This window comes from Nocardioides sp. Z13_37 (genome assembly GCF_058355585.1).
On sequence record NZ_JBZGDV010000001.1, the window covers coordinates 425,711 to 446,162 of the forward strand.

18 protein-coding genes are annotated in these 20,452 nt (G+C 73.4%); 11 read left to right on the top strand and 7 right to left on the bottom strand.

Translation table 11 applies throughout. From position 1 onward, the window contains the following. The first annotated feature begins 1 nt into the window (after window position 1). The 5 genes from AC4H2S_RS02025 to AC4H2S_RS02045 are packed head-to-tail and all read left to right on the top strand — an operon-like array spanning window position 2 to window position 3,957. Window positions 2-391 (top strand): phage holin family protein, encoded by a 390-nt coding sequence (locus AC4H2S_RS02025; protein WP_491495288.1) that lies wholly within the window; start codon window positions 2-4, stop codon window positions 389-391. After that, window positions 391-939 (top strand): low molecular weight protein-tyrosine-phosphatase, encoded by a 549-nt coding sequence (locus tag AC4H2S_RS02030; protein WP_491495289.1) that lies wholly within the window; start codon window positions 391-393, stop codon window positions 937-939. Before AC4H2S_RS02025 ends, AC4H2S_RS02030 begins: the two co-directional genes overlap by 1 nt. Then, window positions 939-1,802 carry a fructosamine kinase family protein gene (locus AC4H2S_RS02035; protein ID WP_491495290.1) on the top strand — a complete coding sequence of 288 codons (864 nt, stop codon included), beginning with the start codon at window positions 939-941 and terminating at the stop codon, window positions 1,800-1,802. Before AC4H2S_RS02030 ends, AC4H2S_RS02035 begins: the two co-directional genes overlap by 1 nt. 53 nt (window positions 1,803-1,855) lie before the next feature. Continuing rightward, window positions 1,856-2,551: a response regulator transcription factor gene (locus tag AC4H2S_RS02040; protein ID WP_491495291.1), complete on the top strand. Its 696-nt coding sequence runs from the start codon at window positions 1,856-1,858 to the stop codon at window positions 2,549-2,551. Then, complete coding sequence (locus AC4H2S_RS02045; protein WP_491495292.1) at window positions 2,548-3,957, top strand: HAMP domain-containing sensor histidine kinase; 1,410 nt, start codon at window positions 2,548-2,550, stop codon at window positions 3,955-3,957. The genes AC4H2S_RS02040 and AC4H2S_RS02045 overlap by 4 nt, the downstream gene beginning before the upstream one ends. 24 nt (window positions 3,958-3,981) lie before the next feature. Here the strand turns inward: AC4H2S_RS02045 and AC4H2S_RS02050 are convergent, their stop codons facing one another. From AC4H2S_RS02050 to AC4H2S_RS02080, 7 genes are all read right to left on the bottom strand, one after another. Then, the gene (locus AC4H2S_RS02050) at window positions 3,982-5,439 is read right to left on the bottom strand and encodes an anthranilate synthase component I family protein (RefSeq protein WP_491495293.1); all 1,458 of its coding nucleotides are present in this window, start codon (window positions 5,437-5,439) and stop codon (window positions 3,982-3,984) included. Continuing rightward, window positions 5,436-5,996, bottom strand: coding sequence for an anthranilate synthase component II (locus tag AC4H2S_RS02055; protein ID WP_491495294.1), 561 nt, complete (start codon window positions 5,994-5,996; stop codon window positions 5,436-5,438). The genes AC4H2S_RS02050 and AC4H2S_RS02055 overlap by 4 nt, the downstream gene beginning before the upstream one ends. Window positions 5,997-6,026: 30 nt before the next feature. Then, window positions 6,027-7,733, bottom strand: a complete 1,707-nt coding sequence (locus AC4H2S_RS02060) for a sulfatase-like hydrolase/transferase (RefSeq protein WP_491495295.1) — start codon at window positions 7,731-7,733, stop codon at window positions 6,027-6,029. A gap of 269 nt (window positions 7,734-8,002) precedes the next feature. Continuing rightward, window positions 8,003-9,895: an anthranilate synthase family protein gene (locus AC4H2S_RS02065; protein ID WP_491495296.1), complete on the bottom strand. Its 1,893-nt coding sequence runs from the start codon at window positions 9,893-9,895 to the stop codon at window positions 8,003-8,005. A 258-nt stretch (window positions 9,896-10,153) separates the two neighbouring features. After that, a complete protein-coding gene (locus AC4H2S_RS02070; RefSeq protein ID WP_491495297.1) occupies window positions 10,154-10,873 on the bottom strand; it encodes a hypothetical protein in 720 nt (239 codons plus the stop codon). 247 nt (window positions 10,874-11,120) lie between these two features. Next, complete coding sequence (locus AC4H2S_RS02075; RefSeq protein ID WP_491495298.1) at window positions 11,121-13,313, bottom strand: HelD family protein; 2,193 nt, start codon at window positions 13,311-13,313, stop codon at window positions 11,121-11,123. 281 nt (window positions 13,314-13,594) lie between these two features. Further along, on the bottom strand, window positions 13,595-14,353 hold the full coding sequence (locus AC4H2S_RS02080; RefSeq protein WP_491495299.1) for an enoyl-CoA hydratase-related protein: 759 nt from the start codon (window positions 14,351-14,353) through the stop codon (window positions 13,595-13,597). Window positions 14,354-14,455: 102 nt separating this feature from the next. Here AC4H2S_RS02080 and AC4H2S_RS02085 point away from each other — a divergent pair, with 102 nt between their 5' ends. The 6 genes from AC4H2S_RS02085 to AC4H2S_RS02110 all read left to right on the top strand — a co-directional run bounded on the left by AC4H2S_RS02085 (window position 14,456) and on the right by AC4H2S_RS02110 (window position 20,380). Continuing rightward, on the top strand, window positions 14,456-15,997 hold the full coding sequence (locus tag AC4H2S_RS02085; protein WP_491495300.1) for a molybdopterin-dependent oxidoreductase: 1,542 nt from the start codon (window positions 14,456-14,458) through the stop codon (window positions 15,995-15,997). A gap of 151 nt (window positions 15,998-16,148) precedes the next feature. Further along, entirely contained in the window at window positions 16,149-16,814 is a 666-nt protein-coding gene (locus AC4H2S_RS02090; protein WP_491495301.1) for a fasciclin domain-containing protein, read from the top strand. Between the two features lie 36 nt (window positions 16,815-16,850). Continuing rightward, on the top strand, window positions 16,851-17,456 hold the full coding sequence (gene sigK, locus AC4H2S_RS02095) for an ECF RNA polymerase sigma factor SigK (protein ID WP_491495302.1): 606 nt from the start codon (window positions 16,851-16,853) through the stop codon (window positions 17,454-17,456). Window positions 17,457-17,532: 76 nt separating this feature from the next. Continuing rightward, window positions 17,533-18,264: an anti-sigma factor gene (locus AC4H2S_RS02100; RefSeq protein ID WP_491495303.1), complete on the top strand. Its 732-nt coding sequence runs from the start codon at window positions 17,533-17,535 to the stop codon at window positions 18,262-18,264. Window positions 18,265-18,366: 102 nt separating this feature from the next. Then, entirely contained in the window at window positions 18,367-18,918 is a 552-nt protein-coding gene (locus tag AC4H2S_RS02105) for an RNA polymerase sigma factor (RefSeq protein WP_491495304.1), read from the top strand. Window positions 18,919-18,952: 34 nt separating this feature from the next. After that, the gene (locus tag AC4H2S_RS02110) at window positions 18,953-20,380 is read left to right on the top strand and encodes a hypothetical protein (protein ID WP_491495305.1); all 1,428 of its coding nucleotides are present in this window, start codon (window positions 18,953-18,955) and stop codon (window positions 20,378-20,380) included. The last annotated feature ends 72 nt before the right edge of the window (window positions 20,381-20,452 follow it).

Consider the following 20,452-nt stretch of genomic DNA (forward strand, 5'->3'; position numbering starts at 1 on the left):
CATGCGCTTCGTGTCGTGGTTGCTCACCTACGCCGCCGGGCTGGCCGTCGCCGCCTGGATGCTGAAGGGAATCTGGTTCGACGGCCCCGACAGCGGCCAGGCCGAGCTGCAGGAGAAGATCCTGCCGCTGCTGCTCGTGGCGGTGATCCTCGGCCTCGTCTCGACGTTCGTCGAGCCCGTGGTCAAGCTGCTCTCGCTGCCGTTCATCATCCTGACGCTGGGCTTCCTGCTGCTCGTGATCAACGCGCTGATGCTCATGCTGACCGCCAAGCTCGCCGGCGCCTTCGACCTCGGCTTCCACGTCGACGGCTTCTGGAGCGCGCTGGTCGGCTCGGTCATCGTGACGATCGTCGGCTGGGGCGTGCGGGCCGCGCTGCCGGCGCTGGACTGATGGGGGTGCCGGCACTCCCGCCCGCCCGTCGTCCCGGTCGCTACCGGATCGCCCTCGTCTGCCTGGGCAACATCTGCCGCTCGCCCACCGCCCACGTCGTGCTCGAGGCCCGGCTGGCCGACGCCGGTCTCGCCGACCGGGTCGAGGTCGCCTCGTCCGGCACCGGCGACTGGCACGTCGGCAACCCGATGGACCCGCGCGCCGCGGCCACCCTGACGGCGGCGGGCTATGACGCGAGCCGGCACCGCGCCCGCCACTACGACGCCACCTGGCCCGAGGCGTACGACCTCGTGCTGGTGATGGACGAGGCCAACCTGGCCGACGTGGGTGGGCGCACCGACCGCGTGGGCCTGTTCCGCGACTTCGATCCGGTCGATCCGGGCGGTGAGGTCCCGGACCCGTACTACGGTGGTGACGAGGGGTTCGAGGAGGTGCTGGCGATGGTCGAGCGCACGAGCGATGCAATCGTGGCGGCCCTTCCCCGAGTCCTGAGCCCGGACCGGACGAGCAGCCCCACGAGCGACCCGACGGGCGGGGGCCGGGCCTGATGGCTCGCCAACCGCTGGTCGCCAGGCGTGCCGAGGAGCTCCTCGGCACAGCCGTGGTCGCGACCTCGCCCGTTGCCGGCGGTGACATCGCCACGGCGACGCGGCTGCGGCTGTCCAACGGGCAGACCGCGCTGATGAAGACGCTGCCGCACGCTCCCGAGGGCTTCTTCGAGGCCGAGGCCGCCGGGCTGCGGTGGCTGGGCGAGGTCGAGGGCGGGGTGCCGGTGCCCGAGCTGCTGGCCGCCGCGCCCGACTGCCTGGTGATCGCGTGGGTGGAGCAGAGCGCCAAGACGCCGGTCGAGGCGGCCGTCACCTTCGGCCAGCAGCTCGCCGTGACGCACGCCGCGGGCGCCGACGGCTGGGGCCTCGACCACGACGGCTTCATCGGCCGGCTGCCGCTGCCCAACAAGACAGCCGACTCGTGGCCGGAGTTCTACGCCGTGCGCCGCGTGCTGCCCTACCTCAAGCTCGCCCGCGACCGCGGGGCGATCACCGACTCCGACGCCGCGGCCGTGGAGGCGGTGATCGGCCGGCTGAGCAGCCTGCTGCCGGAGGAGGAGCCCGCCCGGCTGCACGGCGACCTGTGGAACGGCAACTGCCTGTGGGGCCAGGACCTCGCCATCCACGTCATCGACCCGGCGGCCCACGGTGGCCACCGCGAGCTCGACCTGGCGATGCTGCACCTCTTCGGGCTCACCCACCTGCCGCGGGTGATGGCGGCGTACGACGAGACGCGTCCGCTCGCCGACGGCTGGGAGGACCGGCTCGGGATCCACCAGCTGTACCCCCTGCTCGTGCACGCGTGCATGTTCGGCGGCGGCTACGGCGCCCGCGCGGGGGCGGTCGCGGCCCGCTACACCTGACCCACCCCTGCGCTCCTCAGCGTCGCCTCAGGGGCCGGTGGCATCCTTGCGGCGTGAGTGAGTCCAGGCCCCGCGTGCTGGTCGTCGACGACGACCGCGCCGTGCGCGACTCCCTGCGTCGGTCGCTGGAGTTCAACGGCTACGACGTCGTGCTGGCCGCCGACGGCGCCGAGGGGCTCGTGGCGGTCGGGTCGCACCAGCCCGACGTGGTGGTCGTCGACGTGATGATGCCGCGGCTCGACGGGATCGAGACCACGCGCGCGCTGCGCGCCGCCGGCAACGACGTGCCGATCCTCGTGCTGACCGCGCGCGACGCGGTCGGCGACCGGGTCGAGGGCCTCGACGCCGGCGCCGACGACTACCTCACCAAGCCGTTCGCGCTCGAGGAGCTGCTGGCGCGGCTGCGCGCGCTGCTGCGCCGGGTGGTGCCCGACGGCGACGCCGCGAGCGAGGTGCTGACCTTCTCCGACCTCACCATGGACGTCGCCAGCCGCGACGTGTCCCGCGGCGGGCGCCCGATCGAGCTGACGCGCACCGAGTTCACCCTGCTCGAGATGTTCCTGCGCCGCCCGCGCCGGGTGCTCGACCGCTCCTTCATCCTGGAGGAGGTCTGGGGCTACGACTTCCCCACGAGCGCCAACTCCCTCGAGGTCTACGTCGGCTACCTGCGCCGCAAGACCGAGGCGGCGGGCGAGCCGCGGCTGATCCAGACCGTGCGCGGCGTCGGCTACGTCCTGAAGGAAGCATGAGCACCCCAGGACGTTCCGCTGCTCCGCTGCGCTCCGACGGGCGCTGGCACTACCGCAGGTCGCTGGCGTCGCGTGTCGCCGTGCTGACCACGGTCGCCCTGGGCCTGTCGATCGCGCTGATGGCGTTCACCGCGTTCGTCGTGATGCGCCAGCAGATGATGAGCTCGCTCGACCAGTCGCTGCTCAACCGCGCGCACAAGGCCACCGCCTTCACCACCCTGTCCAACATCACCGCGTCGGGCGCGCCCGCCTGGATGCTCGGCGCGGCCGACGTGCGGATCATCTTCGTCACCGCCGAGGGTCGCACGGTGACCGGTGACGACGTCCCCGACTTCACCCTCGGCCGCCCGGAGTACGAGGTCGCGACCGGCCAGCGGAAGTCGTCGGTGCGCACCCTCGTCACGACCGAGGGCGAGCGGTTCCGGGTGGCGACCGTGCAGGCCAACAACGGCGCCGCGCTGATCCTCGCCCAGCCGCTCGCGGCCAACGACCGCACGCTCGAGAAGCTCGGCGGCGTGCTGTTCGTCTTCGGCGCGCTCGGCGTGCTGGCGGCGCTGCTGGTGGGCTGGCTGGTCGCGAGCAACGGGCTCAGACCGGTGCGCCGGCTCACCTCAGCGGTCGAGCGGATCGCGATGACCGAGGACCTCACCCCGCTGCCGGTGGAGGGCGACGACGAGGTCGCCCGCCTCTCCACCGCCTTCAACCACATGCTGCTGGCGCTCGGCGCCTCGCGGGACCGGCAGCGCCGGCTGGTCGCCGACGCGAGCCACGAGCTGCGTACGCCGCTCACGTCGCTGCGCACCAACCTCGACCTGCTGCGCCAGGCCGAGGGCAACTCGGCGCTGCCCGCCGAGGCGCGCCTCGAGCTGCTCGACGACGTCCGCGGCCAGATCGAGGAGCTGAGCGCGCTCGTCGGCGACCTGGTCGAGCTCGCCCGCGACGAGCCCACCACCCGCGTGGTCGCCGAGGTCGACCTCGCCGAGGTCGTGGAGCGCGCGGTGACCCGCGTGCGCCGTCGCGCCCAGGGCGTGTCGTTCGACGTCGACCTCGAGGCGTGGCCCGTCGTCGGCGACGCCAGCAGCCTGGAGCGCGCGGTGACCAACCTGCTCGACAACGCCGCCAAGTGGAGCCCTCCGGACGGCACCGTGACGGTCCGGCTCACCGACGGCGTCCTCACCGTCGACGACCAGGGCAGCGGCGTCGCGGAGGCCGACCGGCCGCACGTCTTCGAGCGCTTCTACCGCTCGGAGGAGTCTCGCGCGATGCCCGGCTCCGGGCTCGGCCTGGCCATCGTGCGACAGGTGGTCGACCGCCACGGCGGCCAGGTCCAGGTCTCCGAGGCCCCCGGCGGCGGTGCCCGCTTCTCGCTGTGGGTGCCCGGCGCCACCGCGATGAGGCCCGCCTAGCGACTCGCTCGCCGCTCGTCGTCCTCAGGCGGGCGGGGCGTCGAAGACGCGGAGCAGCCGCTCGGCCTTCCACCCCGCCTCCGCCCACTCCTCGGCGAGGTCGGACTTCACCGTGATGCCGCCCCCGGTGCCGAGCGTCCAGGTGCCGGCGCCGTCGGTCATCAGCGACCGGATGACGACCCCGAGGTCGGCCGGGCCGTCGCCACTGATCCAGCCGAACGCGCCGGCGTACGCCCCGCGCGGGGTCGACTCGACCTCCTCGATCACCTGCATCGTGCGCAGCTTGGGCGCACCCGTCATCGAGCCCGCGGGGAAGAGCGCGCGCAGCGCCGCGACCGTCGAGACGTCGTCGCGCAGCCGGCCACGGACCGTCGAGACCAGCTGGTGCACCGACTCGTAGGACTCGACCTGCATCAGCGCCGGCACCTCGACCGACCCGACCTCGCAGACCTGCGACAGGTCGTTGCGCAGCAGGTCGACGATCATCAGGTTCTCCGCGCGCGTCTTGGGGTCGCGGGCGAGCCGCTCGCGGTGGCGCTCGTCCTCCTCGGCCGTCGCCCCGCGCGGGGTGGTGCCCTTGATCGGCTTGGTCTCCAGGTGGCGGTCGGCGCTCACCAGGGCGTACCTCTCCGGCGAGCTCGACAGCAGCCACGCCCGCGCGCCGGCGACGTCGTGCTGGAGGAAGCCGCTGTAGGGCGCGGGGTTGAGCTCGCGCAGGCGGAGGTAGGCCGACACCGGGTCGAGGTCCGCCGTGCGGGCGAGCCGGTGGGTGAGGTTGACCTCGTAGGAGTTGCCCGCGTGCAGGTGCTCCTGGACCCGCGCGAACGCGTCGGCGTACGCGCGGGGCGGGGCGGAGGTGGCGTGGGCGGGGCCGGCGGGGCCGGCGGGGCCGGCCGGGCCGGCCGGGGCGGCGGGGCCGGCGGGGGCGGCAGCGGCGGCAGCGGCGGGGGCGACGCCCCGATCGGCTGCGGCGGCGGCCGGGGTCGTAGCGGCCGGCGGGACCGGACTTGGAGGGGGAGTCTGACACTTGGAGGGGGTTGCGACCCCCTCCGAGTGTCGGAGTCCCCGCTCGAGCGGGGACTCCGACTCCGACGGCGACAAGGCCACCGACCCCGCCACCGCATGCTCGAAGACCCGCACCTCCCGCGGCCGCATCCAGACGGCGTCGGGGAGGACCGGGTCGGGGGTGGCGGGCAGGTCGGTGCGCGCGGCGTAGCCGAGGTAGCCGAACCACTGCTCGCCCGCCGCGATCCGCTCCTCGAGGACGGCGAAGACGTCGTCGCCGACGACCTCGGCGCGGCCGGCCGAGTGCAGGGTCACCTCGCGCCGGGCGGCCGACCACGAGAGCGACACGTCGTCGTCACCGAGCCAGCCGATGATCGAGCGGCGACCCGACCACTCGCGCGCGCCACCGCCGTCGAGCCAGAAGCAGCGCCGGTGCGCGGCGGCGACCTCGCGGAAGAAGGCGACGGGGTCGCTCATGCGAGGAAGTTCCGCACGAGGTCCTCGCCGTGCTCCGACAGCACCGACTCGGGGTGGAACTGCACGCCCGCCAGGGGCAGCGTCTCGTGGCGTACGCCCATCACCACGCCGTCCTCGCTCCACGCGGTGGCCACCAGCCCGTCGGGCAGCTCGACCGCTCCGAGCGAGTGGTAGCGCACCGCGGCGAAGCCCTGCGGCAGCCCGGCGAAGACGCCCGCGCCGTCGTGCCGCACGGCCGCGACCTCCCCGTGCGCCGGGGGCAGCCGCCGCACCGTGCCGCCGTACGCCGTGACCAGACCCTGCATGCCGAGGCAGACGCCGAGCACGGGGCGCGAGGCCTCCAGGAGCACGGCGGTGCCGACCGAGAAGTCGGCGCGCTCGGCGGGGTGGCCGGGGCCCGGGGACAGCACGACGTGCGAGTGCCGCAGCACGTCCTCGGGCGTCACCTCGTCGTGCTGCACCACGCGCGGCAGGACGCCGCTCACCCGCGCGAGGAGGTGCACCAGGTTCCACGTGTAGGAGTCGTGGTGGTCGACCACGATCACGTCCGGCGTCACGCAGGGAGGCTAGTGCCTACCGGGCACGCCTCACTGCCGCAGCGCCCGGCAGGCCTCCGACACCGGCTGGTCGCCCACCTCGCGGCACCCGTCGAACGCGGTCAGCCTCGCCATCAGGTCCCTGACCTCGGGCGTCCTCCGCTTGCCGGCGAAGGAGTTGCGCCGCTCGTACCTGTCCTTCGTGTACGAGTAGTACTCGTAGCCCCAGGTGGTCTTCGAGGGGCGCGGATCGAGGTCGAAGCGCGCGAGCAGCCCCGTGCGGCTCCGCACGGCCGTGTAGGAGGGGATCCGGTCGAGCTCGGTGCCGCTGAACGCGGCGTCGGGGTCGTTGCCGGTGAGCGTCTGCTGGGTGTGCTCCATGAAGGCGTACGACTGCCGCACCAGGCCGGGCTGCGACAGGGTGGGTACGAGCGACTGCCCGCTGCGATACGGCGCCGGCGGCAGCCCGGCGAGCTCCTCGAAGGTCGGCGCGAGGTCGATGTTGCTGGTCACCTCGCGGCGCTTGCCCGGCACCACGCCGGGACCGGTGACGAGCAGCGGCACGCGCACGTCGGTGTCGTACGGCGTCCCCTTGCCCCGGCCCATGCCGTTCTGGCCGAGGTGGAAGCCGTTGTCGGAGGTGAGCACGACGTAGGTGTTGGGGCCGACGGCGCCGAGGATCCTCTTCACCAGCCGGTCGGCGGACTGCGCCATCCGCGCCCGGTCGCGCAGGTCGCGCAGCGCCGCCGACGTGGGCAGCGTGCGGGACGTGTTCCACGCCCGGGCCGGCTTGCCGTTGGCCCGCCGCGGCCGGTTGTCCTTGCGCGGGTCGCCGAGGCCCGGCAGGTCGGCGCCGGTCAGCTTGTGGCAGGCCACGCGGCCGCAGCTGCGCGCGCCGGTGCGGTCGCGGAACATGGGCGGGAAGAGCGGGTCGCCGGCGTAGTGCGGCTCGGGGTTGGTGCGGTTGTGCGGGGCGTAGAGCGCCACCTCGAGGAAGTAGGGCGCGTCGGAGGCCTCGTTGGCCCGGACGAAGTCCATCGCGAGGTCGCCGATCACCGCGCCGGCGTAGGCCTTGTCCTTGACGGTGTTGCTCGCGCTCGCCGGCGGCGCCGGGTGCTGCACCAGCTGCAGCCGCTGGTCGACCAGGGTCGTGCTGGCGAAGTCCCAGCCGTCGTAGGCCGAGCCGAAGACAGCGTTGAACGTCGTCCACCCCGGCACGACCGGCGGCAGCGCGCGGCCCGGCGACCACTCGTACTCGTTGAGGAACTTGCCGATGAAGCCGGTGTGGTAGCCGGACTCCTGCAGCCGCACGTTGAACGCGCGCTCGGGGTTGCCGTTGGTGTCGTAGGCCGGCCAGCCGCCGAGGCGGGAGGTGCCCTTGTTGGAGGTGTTGGTCAGGACGCCGGTCTGGTGGGGGTACTGCCCGGTGAAGAAGCTCGAGCGCGACACGCAGCACAGTGAGTCGGTCACGAACGAGTGCGGATAGCTCGCGCCGTCCTTGCGCATCCGCTGCACCGAGCGCATCGTCTGCACGAGGTCCATCGAGAAGTCGTCGAGCATCACCACGACGATGTTGGGCCGCTGGGCCCGCGCCGCCGCCGGCTCCGCCTCGGCGACCGCCACGGCGTCGCTGGTCACGCGCGGCGGTGCGGCGTCGTCCGGGCCGCGCGAGCCGTCGGTGGACCCGCTGCCGGCGGCGCCGCATGCCATCAGCGCGAGCAGGCACACGCCGGCCCACGCTCCCTTGAAGTACCCCACTGCTCCCCTGCCTGTGCCACGTCGGTCACCAAGGGTGACGTCGTGGGCAGGCGATTGGTTGTCCGCCACGCCGGATCGTGACAACGAATGTCTACAGGCCGACTCTACTTCAGCGGCGTCGGCCGAGTCGCTGCACCGTGAGTCTCCCGGAGACTCACCGCGACCTCTCGCGCGAGTTGCGGACTTCTCGGGGCGTACAACACGCGAGAAGTCGGGGTTTCCCCGGTTGACCGGGGAAACTGGAGCGGCCCGGGCGCGTCCCGTCGCCGTCAGGCGAGGAGGTCGCGCACCGCGGCGTGCAGCAGGTCGTAGCCGTTCTCGGTGAGGATCGACTCGGCGTGGAACTGGATGCCCCGGTAGTGCGGGCCGACGATCGCGTGCACGTCGCCGCTCTCCGCGTCGGCCTCGACGCGTACGCCGTCGGGCAGGGCACCGTCGCCGGGCACCCGCCCGACGAAGGTGTTGTAGAACCCGACCCGCTCGGTGCGCCCGTCGAGCCGCACCGGCGACTGCGTGCCCTGGAAGACGACGTCCTTGTAGCCGAGGTCCAGCCCGAGCCGCTCGCACAGCGTCTGGTGACCCAGGCACACGGCGAGGAACGGCTGCCCGGAGGCGAGGAGGTCGTCGACCGCACGGCGGAACGAGGCGATCTTGGGGTGCTCGCCCTCGCGCGGGTCGCCCGGGCCGGGCCCGACGATCACGAGGTCGGCGCCGTCGAACGCCCCGGGCGCGTAGTCCTCGTGCCGCACCACCCGCGACGTCATGCCGAAGACCCCGAGCACGTGGACGAGCATGTTCACGAAGTCGTCCTCGCCGTGGAGGATCACGACGTCCTTGCCCGCCAGACCGGGGTCGGCCGGCTCGCCGGCCTGGTCGGTGAGCCAGAAGCGGGACAGCCGCTGGTTGCGCGTGCCGAGGGCCAGCAGGACGTCCTCGTCGCGCGCCAGCTCGGCGATGTCGGTGCCGTCGGAGGTCGCCGCCGGCGCGAGGCCGAACGCGCTGAGGATCCCGCCGGCCTTGGCCCGGGTCTCGGCCACCTCGTAGGCGGCGTCGGAGTCGCGCACGAGCGTGGCGCCCGCGGTGACCTTGAGCTCGCCGGCCGGCGAGACGTCCGCGGTGCGGATCAGGATCGGGCTGTCCATCGTGGGCGTGCCGTCGGGAGAGCGGCCGAAGAGCGCGAGCGCGGCGCCGTAGTAGCCGCGGCCCTCGGGCTCGTAGTCGGCGATCAGCCGGCAGGCGTTCTCGACCGGCGCGCCGGTCACCGTGGCGGCGAACATCGTGTCGCGCAGGATCTCGCGGTGGTCGCGGTCGGAGCGGCCGGCGAGCAGGTACTCGGTGTGGATCAGGTGCGTCATCGGCTTGAGGAACGGCCCGAGCACCTGGCCGCCCTCCTGGCAGATGTCGCACATCATCTTCAGCTCCTCGTCGACCACCATGAAGAGCTCGAAGACCTCCTTCTCGTCGGCGAGGAAGTCGAGGAGGCGCTCCTTGAGCGCGTCGCCGTGGCCCGCGACGCGGAAGGTGCCGGAGATCGGGTTCATCCGGACGTCGCCCTTGCGCACCGAGACGTGCCGCTCGGGGCTCGCGCCGATGAGGAACCGCTCTCCGGTGAAGAAGCAGAACGTCCAGTAGGCCCCTCGCTCGCGCTCCATCAGACGGCGCAGCACCGTCAGCGCACGGGAGGCGTCCCAGTCGGCGACGACCGCGCGGTAGTGCCGGCCGATGACGAGGTTGGCGCCCTCGCCCTGGCCGATCTCGTCGCGGATGATCGCCTCCACGACCTCGGCGTAGTCGTCGTCGCTGGTCGTGAAGCCGCCGCGGTCGGCGAACTCGACCGGCACGTCCGGCAGCGCCTCGAGCAGCTCGTCGACCGACACCTCGTGCTCGGCCTCGATGTCGACGACCGTCAGCGGGGCGCCGTCGTCGATGGCGGCGAAGCCGCGCTCGCGCACCTGCCGGAACGGCACGGCCACCAGCCGGTCGGCGCTGCGGCCGGGCTCGGGGACGCCGGTCTCGAGCGGGATGTCGAGCAGGGACGCGACCTCGCTCGGCGTGCCGCCGATCAGGCCGACCGTCGGCGAGGCCTTGCGCCGGATGACCGCCCACGCGCCGTGCCCCTGGATCTGCTCCAGGAGGTCTCGGACGGCGGGGGTCTGGGTCATGGGGAGACCCTACGGCTGGTCGGCGCCGCGCCCGGGGGCGTCTCAGTCGAGCTGCGTCGCGATCCACCGCTGCAGCTCCGCGACACCGTCGCGCAGGCTCCAGCGGGGCTCCCAGCCGAGCTGGCGCACGGTGTCCTCGCGCGACGACATCGCCGGTGCTGACAAGCACAACCGCCCTCGGAGGCGCAGCCGTACTGCCGTCGTGGCGGGACCGGAGCTGCTGGACCCCGATCGCACTCCGATCGCGCCTGAGCGGTCTCAGCCCGCTGCGGTGGGGTACAGCACCTCCACGGTGACCCAGTCCACGAACATGCTGTGCCTGGTCCCGCCGGGCAGCATGTACTCGGGATCGACGTCCTTGTTGGACAGCCTCAGGTGGAACGGGACGACGTTGCCGGGCACGCGGCGCGCGTCCGGCGTGGAGTCCACCACGTAGGCCAGGTTGCCCGAGCCGTCCCTCGCCTCGTAGTGCACCTGCTCGCCGCCGACGGTGAACTCCGCGTGGTACTCCCAGAATGTCTCCCACGGCTTCGCGCCGTCGGCGAATGCGTGCCCGACCGGCCACAGCTCGGGGGAGAGGCCCGCGGCACCGCACTCGTCGACGGCGTTGTCGAGGGTCTCGTCGTAGCAGATGTGCGACCCCAGCTGGGCACCCGCCACCTTCTGCGGGCCGTAGCTCTCGATCACGTCGATCTCGCGGGGGTCGACCGGGTTGGGATGCTGCACCCAGAGTGCGGCGTAGTTCGTGCTCGTGTCGGGCATCACCAGGCTCGCCGAGACCCGTACGCGCGTCCCGGCCGGGAGCGTCCACCCGGGTGTCGAACGGATCTGAGCGAGGTGCCCGACCTCGAGCTGGCCCAGCCCGGTGAGGGCGGCCGCGTTCCAGTTGGTCATGTGGTGCCACTGGTCCGGACCCACCCCGGCCGGACCGTCGAAATGGTCGACGAAGAGGGTCTCCCACACGGGCGGACTGGTCACGGGAGGGGCCGTGGTGGGGGGCCACGCACGTCGGGGACCGGAAACCTGCGTCGGCCAGGTGCCTGGGCCGATGCAGGCCGTGGCGAGGAGCAGGAGCGAGCCGAGCAGCACCGCTGCGCGCCAGACCCTCCTGCCACCTACCCAGGGACGCGCGAGCCGAGACATCAGCCTCCCCAGAGTGTTCGTGGTGTCCGGATCCTCGTCAGACGATGCTACGCATCCGCGGCAAGGGATGGTCGGATGCTCATCACCCGACCGTCGTCAGCAGCTGCGTGGCGCGGGTGAGCACGACGTAGAGGGTGGCGCGGCCGGTGGCCGACTCGTCCTCGATCTCCTGCGGCGAGACCACCACGATGCCGTCGAACTCCAAGCCCTTGGTGTCGAGGCCGGTCAGCACGACCACGCGGTCCTCCCCGCTCGGGGTGACGCTCGAGTCGACGGCGGCGCGGGCCCCCGCGGCGTCGTCGGCGAGCTCGGGCCACGACGCCAGCCACGCGTTGACCTCCGAGCGCCGAGCGACCGGAACGACGATGCCGACGGTGCCCTCGACGCGGTCGGCGATCGTGGTGACCGCCTCGCGCACCGCGGCCTCGAGGTCGTCGACGGGACCCACCACCCGCGGCTCCTCGCCCGTGCGGCGTACGGCCTGGGGCAGGTCGGCGTCGAGGCCCACGCGGCGGGCGTAGTCGGCGGCGAAGGCGTAGATCTCCGCGGAGTTGCGGTAGTTGGTCGACAGGTGGAACTCGTGGAGCTCCTTGCCCTCCAGCGCCTCCGCGCGGGCCGCGGCGGCCTCGGGGGCGTCGGGCCACGACGACTGGGCCGGGTCGCCGACGATCGTCCAGCTCGCGGCGCGGCCGCGCCGCCCGACCATCCGCCACTGCATCGGGGTGAGGTCCTGCGCCTCGTCGATCAGGACGTGGGCGTAGCCGTCGTCCTCGATCCGGTGGGTCGGCGGCGCCCACGGGCGACCGCCGGGGGCGTACTCGCGCTCGGAGATCGTGGTGAGCTCCTGGAGGTCGACCCCGCCCTCGAGCAGGCCGGTCTCGTCGAGGTCGCGCTCGTCGTCGGTGCGCTGCGGCACGTCGCCCAGCGCGTAGCGCAGCTCGTCGATCAGGGGGACGTCCTCGATCGAGAGGTCGCCCGACGCCCACGACTTGCTGAGCAGCAGCTGCTCCTCGCGCGAGATCACGCCCTCGCCGACGCGCGCCAGGAAGTCGGGCTCGCGCAGCCAGCCGAACACCGTCTGGGCGTCGAGCGGCGGCCACCAGGCGGAGGCGAACTCCACGAAGCCGGCGTGGCCGAGCATGTCGTCGTCGAACGCCTGGCGGCCTCGCTCGCGACCCCGCTCGCCGCCCACCTGGCGCCACATCGCGTCGAGGAGCGTCTTGGCCACCCGCGGCAGCTGCCGGTTGCGGCGGCCCTGCGACATCAGCTGCCGGCGCAGCCGGCCCAGCAGGCCGGGGTCGAGCACGATCGTCTCGTCGCGCCAGTAGATGCGGAAGCTGGTCGGGGCGCCGGGGGCGTGCTGGCGTGCGGTGCGGCGCAGCAGCTCGGCCATCCGGGTGGCGCCCTTGACGTCGGCGACCGCCGGCTCGTCGTGGCGCGTGGCACGGATGCCGCCGACGACCTCGCCCAGCGAGCGCAGCGCGACCGCGGTCTCGCCGAGGCTGGGCAGCACCCGCTCGATGTAGCGCATGAACACGCCGCTGGGCCCGACGACGAGCACGCCGCCGCCCTCGTAGCGGCGACGGTCGGAGTAGAGCAGGAAGGCGGCGCGGTGGAGGGCGACCACGGTCTTGCCCGTGCCGGGACCGCCGGAGATCGACACGACGCCCTTGCCGGGCGCGCGGATCGCCTTGTCCTGCTCGGCCTGGATGGTGGCGACGATCGAGTGCATCGACCGGTCGCGGGCGCGGGAGAGCTGGGCCATCAGGGCACCCTCACCGACGATCGGCAGGTCGGTGTCGGCCTCGTCGTCGAGCAGCTCGTCCTCGACGCCGATGACCGTGCGGTGCTGCGAGCGCAGCACCCGCCGGCGCACGACGCCGGACGGCGTGGCGGCGGTGGCCTGGTAGAACACGCCGGCGGCCGGCGCGCGCCAGTCGATCAGCAGGACGTCGCGGTCGGCGTTGCGGACACCGATGCGCCCGATGTAGCGCGGCTGGGGGTCGATCTCCGGGTGCAGGTCGAGCCGGCCGAACACCAGGCCCTCATGCGCGGCGTCGAGCTGGGCGATGCGCTTGGCCGCCTGGAAGACCATCGCGTCGCGCTCGACCAGGCCGCCCTCGTGCTCCAGCTTGCCGCGGCTGTGGCCCTCGGCCGCCAACGCCCGCGCGCTGCGGGTCGACGCCTCGAGCTGCACGTAGACCTCGTCGACGTACGCCTGCTCCGCCGCGATCTCGCGCGCCTCGAGCTCCTCGCTCAAATCCTGCTCCCTCATCCCCCGATGAACCACTGCCCAACGGTCCCGGGCAGACCGACAAGCCTACCGGCGGGCACCGACGAGCGCCGACTCCTCGCGAACGGTGGACCAGAGCGCCCGCCGCTCACCCCGGCAGGAGGACGGCTCCGAGCAGGCACACCGGGGCGCCCGGGGTGCGGATCCGGTCGGCGCGTTGGGCGGTGAGTCAGCAACGTTCTGCGCGGGGCGGAAGGTTGCTCAGCCACCGCCCACCGGACCGCCCACGTACGGGCGACGGTGAGGGAGCGACGTCGCGAGGGCTACTTCTTGCGGGAGAGGAAGGCGAGCATCGCCTCGCGCGCCTCGTCGGAGGCGAAGAGCCGGGTGCTCGTGGTCGCCATCTCCTCGCCCAGCGCGTCGATGCGTGCGAGCAGCTCGCGGTTGAGGATCCGCTTCGACTCCCGCAGGCCCTGGGGCGCTCCCGTCGCGAGGCTCGCGCACACGGCGGCGACCTCCTCGTCGAGGGCGGCGGCCGGGACCGCCTTGGTCACCAGGCCGTACGCCGCCGCCTCGGCGCCGGTGAACACCTCGCCACCGAGGGTGGTCAGGGCCGCGGCCCGCGGGTTCATCCGGTGGTGGACGGTGAGGCTGATGATCGCGGCGGCGAGGCCGAGCTTGACCTCGGTGAGGGCGAAGGTGGCGTCGTCCGCACTGATGGCGATGTCGGCGGCGGCGACGATCCCGATGCCGCCCGCGCGCACCGCGCCGAGGTTCTTGGTCACGACGGGCTTGTCGAGGGCGGCGATGAGACGCTGCAGCTCCACGATGGCCCGGGTGCCGGCCTCCATCCCCTCGCTCGAGGCCTCGGTGAGGTCGGCGCCGGAGCAGAAGACCTTGCCGGAGCTCTCGATGAGGACGGCCCGCACCTCGGGGTCGGCACCGGCGCGCTCGAGGTGCGCGACGAGCTCGGTCACGAGCTGGCGGCTCAGGGCGTTGCGGTTGGCGGGGCTGTCGAGGGTGATGGTGGCGACGGCGTCTGCCACGGCGTAGTGCACCAGCTCGTCGGGGGCGTAGGTCATGGCGGACATCCTGCCGCACCGCAGGGGTGGTCCCGATCGGTCGCCGAGGCAGTGCCGGGGACGTCGTCCCATCCGGGGCGGCCCCCGCTCCGAACCCCACCCATGCACACCCCCGAGCACCAGTCCCGGTCGCGCACCGCGCGCCACGCGGCGTACGGCGTGCTCGCCACCGCCGTCGGCCTGGCCGCCGGCCACCTGGTCGCCGCGCTGACCGTGCCGGCCGCCTCGCCGGTGCTGGCCGTCGGCTCGACCGTCATCGACCTGACGCCCACCCCCCTCAAGGAGTGGGCGATCCGACAGTTCGGCAGCGCCGACAAGCTGGTGCTGGTCGGCTCGGTGACCGTCGTCGTGCTGGTGCTCGCCGCCGTCGCGGGGGTGGTCACGTCGCGTCGCGAGACGCCGGGACTGCTCGTGCTGGTCGGCCTCGCCGGTGTCGCCGGCGTGCTGTCCGTCCTGCGTCCCGGATCCGGGCCGCTGGACCTCGTACCTGCCCTGGTCGCCGCCGCGGTCGCAGCCACCTCGTTGTGGTGGCTGCACCGCGTCGACGACCGGGGCCACACGGAGCCGTCGCCGGGGGTCGGCGGCCCGACACGACGCGGGGTCGTGCTGGCGACCGGCGGCCTCGCCGCTGCCGGCGTGACCATGGGGGCCGCCGGCCGCTGGGTGACGTCCTACCGCCTCGGCGGGACGGACGTCGCCCTGCCGGTCGCAGCCGACCCCGCGTCGTCCTTCCCCGTCGGCCTGGAGCAGACCTACGACGGGATCACCCCGCTGCGGACCCCGACGGGCGACTTCTACCGCGTCGACACCCGGCTCACCATCCCCACCGTGGACGTCGACTCGTGGACGCTCACCATCGACGGCGACGTCGACCGGGAGGTCACGCTCACCTTCGACGAGCTGGCCGCGATGCCGACCATCGAGCGCGACATCACCCTCACCTGCGTCTCCAACGAGGTCGGCGGGCCCTATGTCGGCGGCGCCCGGTGGCTCGGCGTACCGCTCGCCGACGTGCTGGCCCGCGCCGGCATCGACGCGACGAGGGCCGACCAGATCCTGTCGACCGACGTCGACGGGATGACGATCTCCACCCCACTCGACGTGGCGCTCGACGGCCGCGACGCGATGATCGCGATCGGGATGAACGGCGGCCCGCTGCCCCGCACCAACGGCTTCCCGGCCCGCATGGTGGTGCCCGGGCTCTACGGCTTCGTCAGCGCGTGCAAGTGGATCACCCGGATGACCCTGACGACCTACGACGCCGAGCAGGCCTACTGGACCGAGCGCGACTGGGTGACCGACGCGCCGATCAAGATCTCGAGCCGCATCGACACCCCCGGACCGCTCTCGGAGACCGGCGCGGGCACGGTCGTCGTGGGCGGCATCGCCTGGGCGCAGGGCGTGGGCATCGACCGCGTCGAGGTGCGCATCGACGGCGAGGCATGGCAGCCGGCGACCCTCGGACCCCAGGTCACCGACGACTACTGGCGCCAGTGGTACCTCGAGTGGGACGCCACCCCGGGCCGGCACCTGATCGCCGCCCGGGCCACCAACAAGGACGGCGACGTGCAGACCGACGTCCGGATGCGCCCCTTCCCCGAGGGCTCCAGCGGCCTGCAGGAGATCTCCGTCCTCATCACCTGACGCGCCCGCGCACTCGGCGCGCGAGCGAGACCGTCCAAGGATTGTCCAAAGTTCTTCGCCATCTCACCCATCCACCCCGAGAACGGCCCCGAACACCTCTCGACAACGGGCCCCCGGCCCACCCAGATCGGCTCCAACCGAAAGGCATGTCATGAACACCTTGCTCCGCACCCGCACCCTGGGCCTCGCTGCCCTCGCGCTGACCGCGTCGATGGGCCTGGCCGCCTGTGGCAGCGACAGCGACTCCGACAGCAGCGCCTCCGACTCCACGTCCGAGTCGACCTCCGAGTCCCCCATGGAGTCGGAGTCCGAGTCGCCCACCGAGTCCGAGTCGGCGATGGCCGCCGACGCGCCCTTCGGCGCCGGCTGCTCGGCCGTCCCCACGTCGGGCGAGGGCTCGGTCGAGGGCATGGCCGACGACCCGGTCGCGACCGCCGCGTCCAACAACCCGCTCCTCAAGACGCTCGTCGCCGCCGTGACCGAGGCTGACCTGGTCGACACGCTCAACTCGGCCGAGAACATCACGGTGTTCGCGCCCACCGACGACGCGTTCGCGCAGATCCCGAAGAAGGACCTCAACGCCCTCCTGAAGGACAAGAAGATGCTGACCACCGTGCTGACGCACCACGTGGTCGGTGAGCGCCTCACCCCCGAGACCCTCGCGGGCGAGCACGAGACCCTCGCGGGCGACATGATCACCGTCGAGGGCGAGGGCGAGGACTTCACCATCGGTGAGGCAGCCGTCATCTGCGGCAACGTGCCGACCGCCAACGCCACCGTCTACGTCGTCGACCAGGTCCTGATGCCGCAGATGTGATGCCGGCACCCGACACACACTGCGAGGATTGCTGACGTGGACCACGTGAGGCCCGTACCGGACGGGACGCCCGAGGGCGTCCCGTCCGGGGGCGACGCCGACCGGCTCGCCGACCTGCTGCGTCGCTCGGCCCTGGGGGACGAGGCGGCGTTCGCCGAGTTCTACGACGCCACGTCCGCCCGGGCCTACGGGCTCGCTCTGCGGGTCGTGCGCAACCCGGCCCACGCCGAGGAGGTGGCCCAGGAGGCCTACCTCGACGCGTGGCGCTCCAGCACGAGGTACGACGTCGAGCGCGGCAGCGCGGTCGGCTGGCTGCTCACGATCGTCCACCGCAAGGCCGTCGACCGGGTCCGCTCGGTCGAGGCCTCCTCCACCCGCGAGGAGACCTGGAACCGCGAGACGGCTCCCACCGACCACGACCAGACTGCCGAGTCCGCGCACGCCTCGCTCGACGCGGCCCGCATCCGCGGGGCGGTCGCCACGCTGACCGACGTGCAGCGCCGGGCCGTGGAGCTCACCTACTTCGGCGGCTACACGCACACCGAGGTCGCCACCTTGCTGGACGTGCCCCTCGGCACGGCCAAGACCCGAATACGCGACGGGCTGATCCGCCTGCGAGACCTGATGGGAGTTGCCTCATGATCGAGCGCAGCGAGCTCATCATCCACCCCAGCGCACCCGGTGCCCCGAGCGCGCGCGGACCGAAGCGAGAAGGCGCATGAGTGACGTGCACAAGCTCACCGGCGCCTACGCGATGGACGCGCTCGACGACCTCGAGCGGGCCCGCGTCGAGCGGCACCTGGCCGAGTGCGACGACTGTCGCGCCGAGGTGGCCGAGCTCCGCGAGACCGCGGCCCTGCTCTCCGAGACCGTCGCCGTCACGCCGCCGGGGTCGCTGCGCGAGTCCGTCCTCGCCGGCATCTCCCAGGTCCGTCCGCTCGCCCCCGAGGTCTCGACCTCCCCGTCGCACGACCACCACCGCGCGGGCCGGAGGCGGGGCTGGGTGCCTCTCCTGGTCGCGGCGGCGCTCGCGATCGTCGTCGGCGTCGGTGCGGCGGTGACGCAGCCCTGGAAGTCGGCCGACGACGACGTCAATCGCCTGACCGCCGCCGAGCAGGTGCTGCAGGCCCCCGACGCCGAGGAGGTCACCGTCGACCTCGGTGAGGCCGGCCGCGCGATCCTGACGCGCTCGAAGTCGCAGGACCGGGCTGTCATCACCACCGAGGACATGGTGAGCGCGCCGAGCGGCAAGGACTACGAGGTCTGGTTCATCGACGGCGACGAGTTCGTCTCCGCCGGGCTGATGCCCGACGAGCCCGACCAGACCATCGTCCTCGACGGACCGGCCGCGGAGGCCGCCGCGGTGGGCATCACCGTCGAGCCCGAGGGCGGGTCCCGGCAGCCCACTACCGACCCGATCGCCGTCTTCGACCTCACCGAGGCCACCTGAGCCTCGCCCGCACCGGACGCACGCGCGGTGCGGGAACGGGCTCGCGGGACGTCCGGTCGGGGGGTTGGTGCCGTCGCGGCCGGGGTCGGGGACAATGCGGCGGTGCGCGCGGAGGAGGGGCTCGACCATGCGGTCGAGGCGATGCAGGCGGGTGACGAGGCGGCGTTCCGTCTCGTCTACCGCCACGTGCAGCCACCCCTCCTGCGCTACCTGACCGTCCTGGTCGGCCCGGCCGACGCCGAGGACGTCGCGAGCGACGCCTGGGCGCAGGCGTTCCGCGACCTCGACCGGTTCACCGGCGACGCCGACGGCTTCCGCGGGTGGATCACCACCATCGGCCGCAACCGTGCCCTCGACCACCTGCGCCACGCCCGGCGCCGGCCCGTGGCCGACCAGCCCGTCGAGGACCTGGTCGACCTGGCCGACGTCGCCGACGTCGAGGCCGACACCCTCGTCCGCGTCGGCTCGGAGGAGGTCGTGCGGCTGATCGCCACGCTCCCGCCCGACCAGGCCGAGGCGATCATGCTGCGCACGGTGCTGGGCTTCGACGCGCCCACCGCAGCGCGCATCCTCGGCAAGAGGCCCGGCGCCGTCCGGGCTGCCGCCCACCGCGGGCTCAAGCAGCTCGCGAAGCGGATCTCGGAGGAGCCGTAACACCCATGAGGCCCACAACGCTGAGGGGAGTGAGATGAGCACCCCCGACCCCCGCCTGTCCCGCCGTGATGCCGAGCGCCTGCTCGACGCACCGGCGGAGCACGACGACGCCCTGGGACAGGCCCTCGCCGCCGCGAGCGCGCCCGCTCATCCCGACGAGCTGCGACGCGAGGACGCCACCGCGGCGGCCTTCCACGTCGCCCGGTCGTCCCCGCCGCCCGCCACGCGCAGCGGCTTCGTCTCCCCCACCCGCCTGGCCGGCCGCGCCGCGACCCACGCCGTCGTGGCGGCGGGCGCCGTGGTGGCCCTGGCCTCGGGCGGCTTCGCCCTCGCCACCTCGGCGGACCTCCCCGGGCTGTCCGGCTGGCCGTCCCTCTCCGGCAGGGCCGCGGACCAGGCGGGCGAGTCGTCCCCGCGGACGACGGGCGAGAGCCCCTCCGCCTCCTCCGGCTCCACCAGCAGCGGCCCCGGCAGCGACCCGTCCGCGACGACCAGCGGTTCGCTCGCGCCGTCGGGCACGAGCGGCCCCTCCGGCTCCTCCGGCCCCTCTGGCTCCGTCGGTCCGTCCACCACGCCCTCCGGCTCCACCACGCCCTCCGGTTCCACCGGACCGTCGCCGACACCCCCGCCCGTGACGCCCGACCCGACCGCCACCCCTCCCACCCCCGACTACGAGGGCCTGTGCCGCGCCTTCCAGGCGATCGACCGCGCCGGCGCCGGCGCGTCGCTCGGCAGTGCCGCCTTCCAGGCACTCGCCGAGGAGGCGGGCGGCCCCGACCGCATCGCCACCTACTGCGTCGCCCTCATCGGTCCGCCGCGCGGCACCGGTGGGAGCGACGAGACGACACCCAACGGCAACCAGGGCAACGGCCAGGGGCACAACAACGGCCAGGGCAACGGCCAGGGCAACGGCCACGGCCACGGCCACGGCCAGGGCAACGGCCACGGCCACGGCCACGGCCACGGCCACGGTCCGGGCCACAACAACGGCCACGGCAACGGCCACGGCCACGGCAACGGCAGCCCCGGCAACGGCACCCCCGGGAACTCCGGGAACTCCGGGAACGGAAACCAGGGCAACGGCCAGGGGAACGGCAACGGCGGTGCCCCTGGCAACGGCAACGCCGGCAACCCGGGCAACGGCAGCCCCGGCAACGGCACCCCCGGGAACTCCGGCAGCGGCAACGGCGGCAACCTCAGCAACGGCAACGCCGGGACCGCTGGGACTGGAAGCCTGCCCCAGGGCAACCCCGGCAGCTCGGGGAACGCGGGCAACCCCGGGAGCAACGGCAACGCCGGGAACGGCAACCCGGGCAACTCCGGCAACGGCAACCCCGGGAGCAACGGCAACGCCGGGAACGGCAACCCGGGCAACTCCGGCAATGCCGGACACGGCAGCGCCCCCGGCGGTGCCGGCAGGACCGACCCTCCCGGCAAGGAGGACCACCAGACGTCCGGGTGAGCCCGGCGGCGGCCGCGTTCCGCAGGACCGGCTCTCGCACCCCGTACGTCGCCCTCCCGCTGACGTACGGGA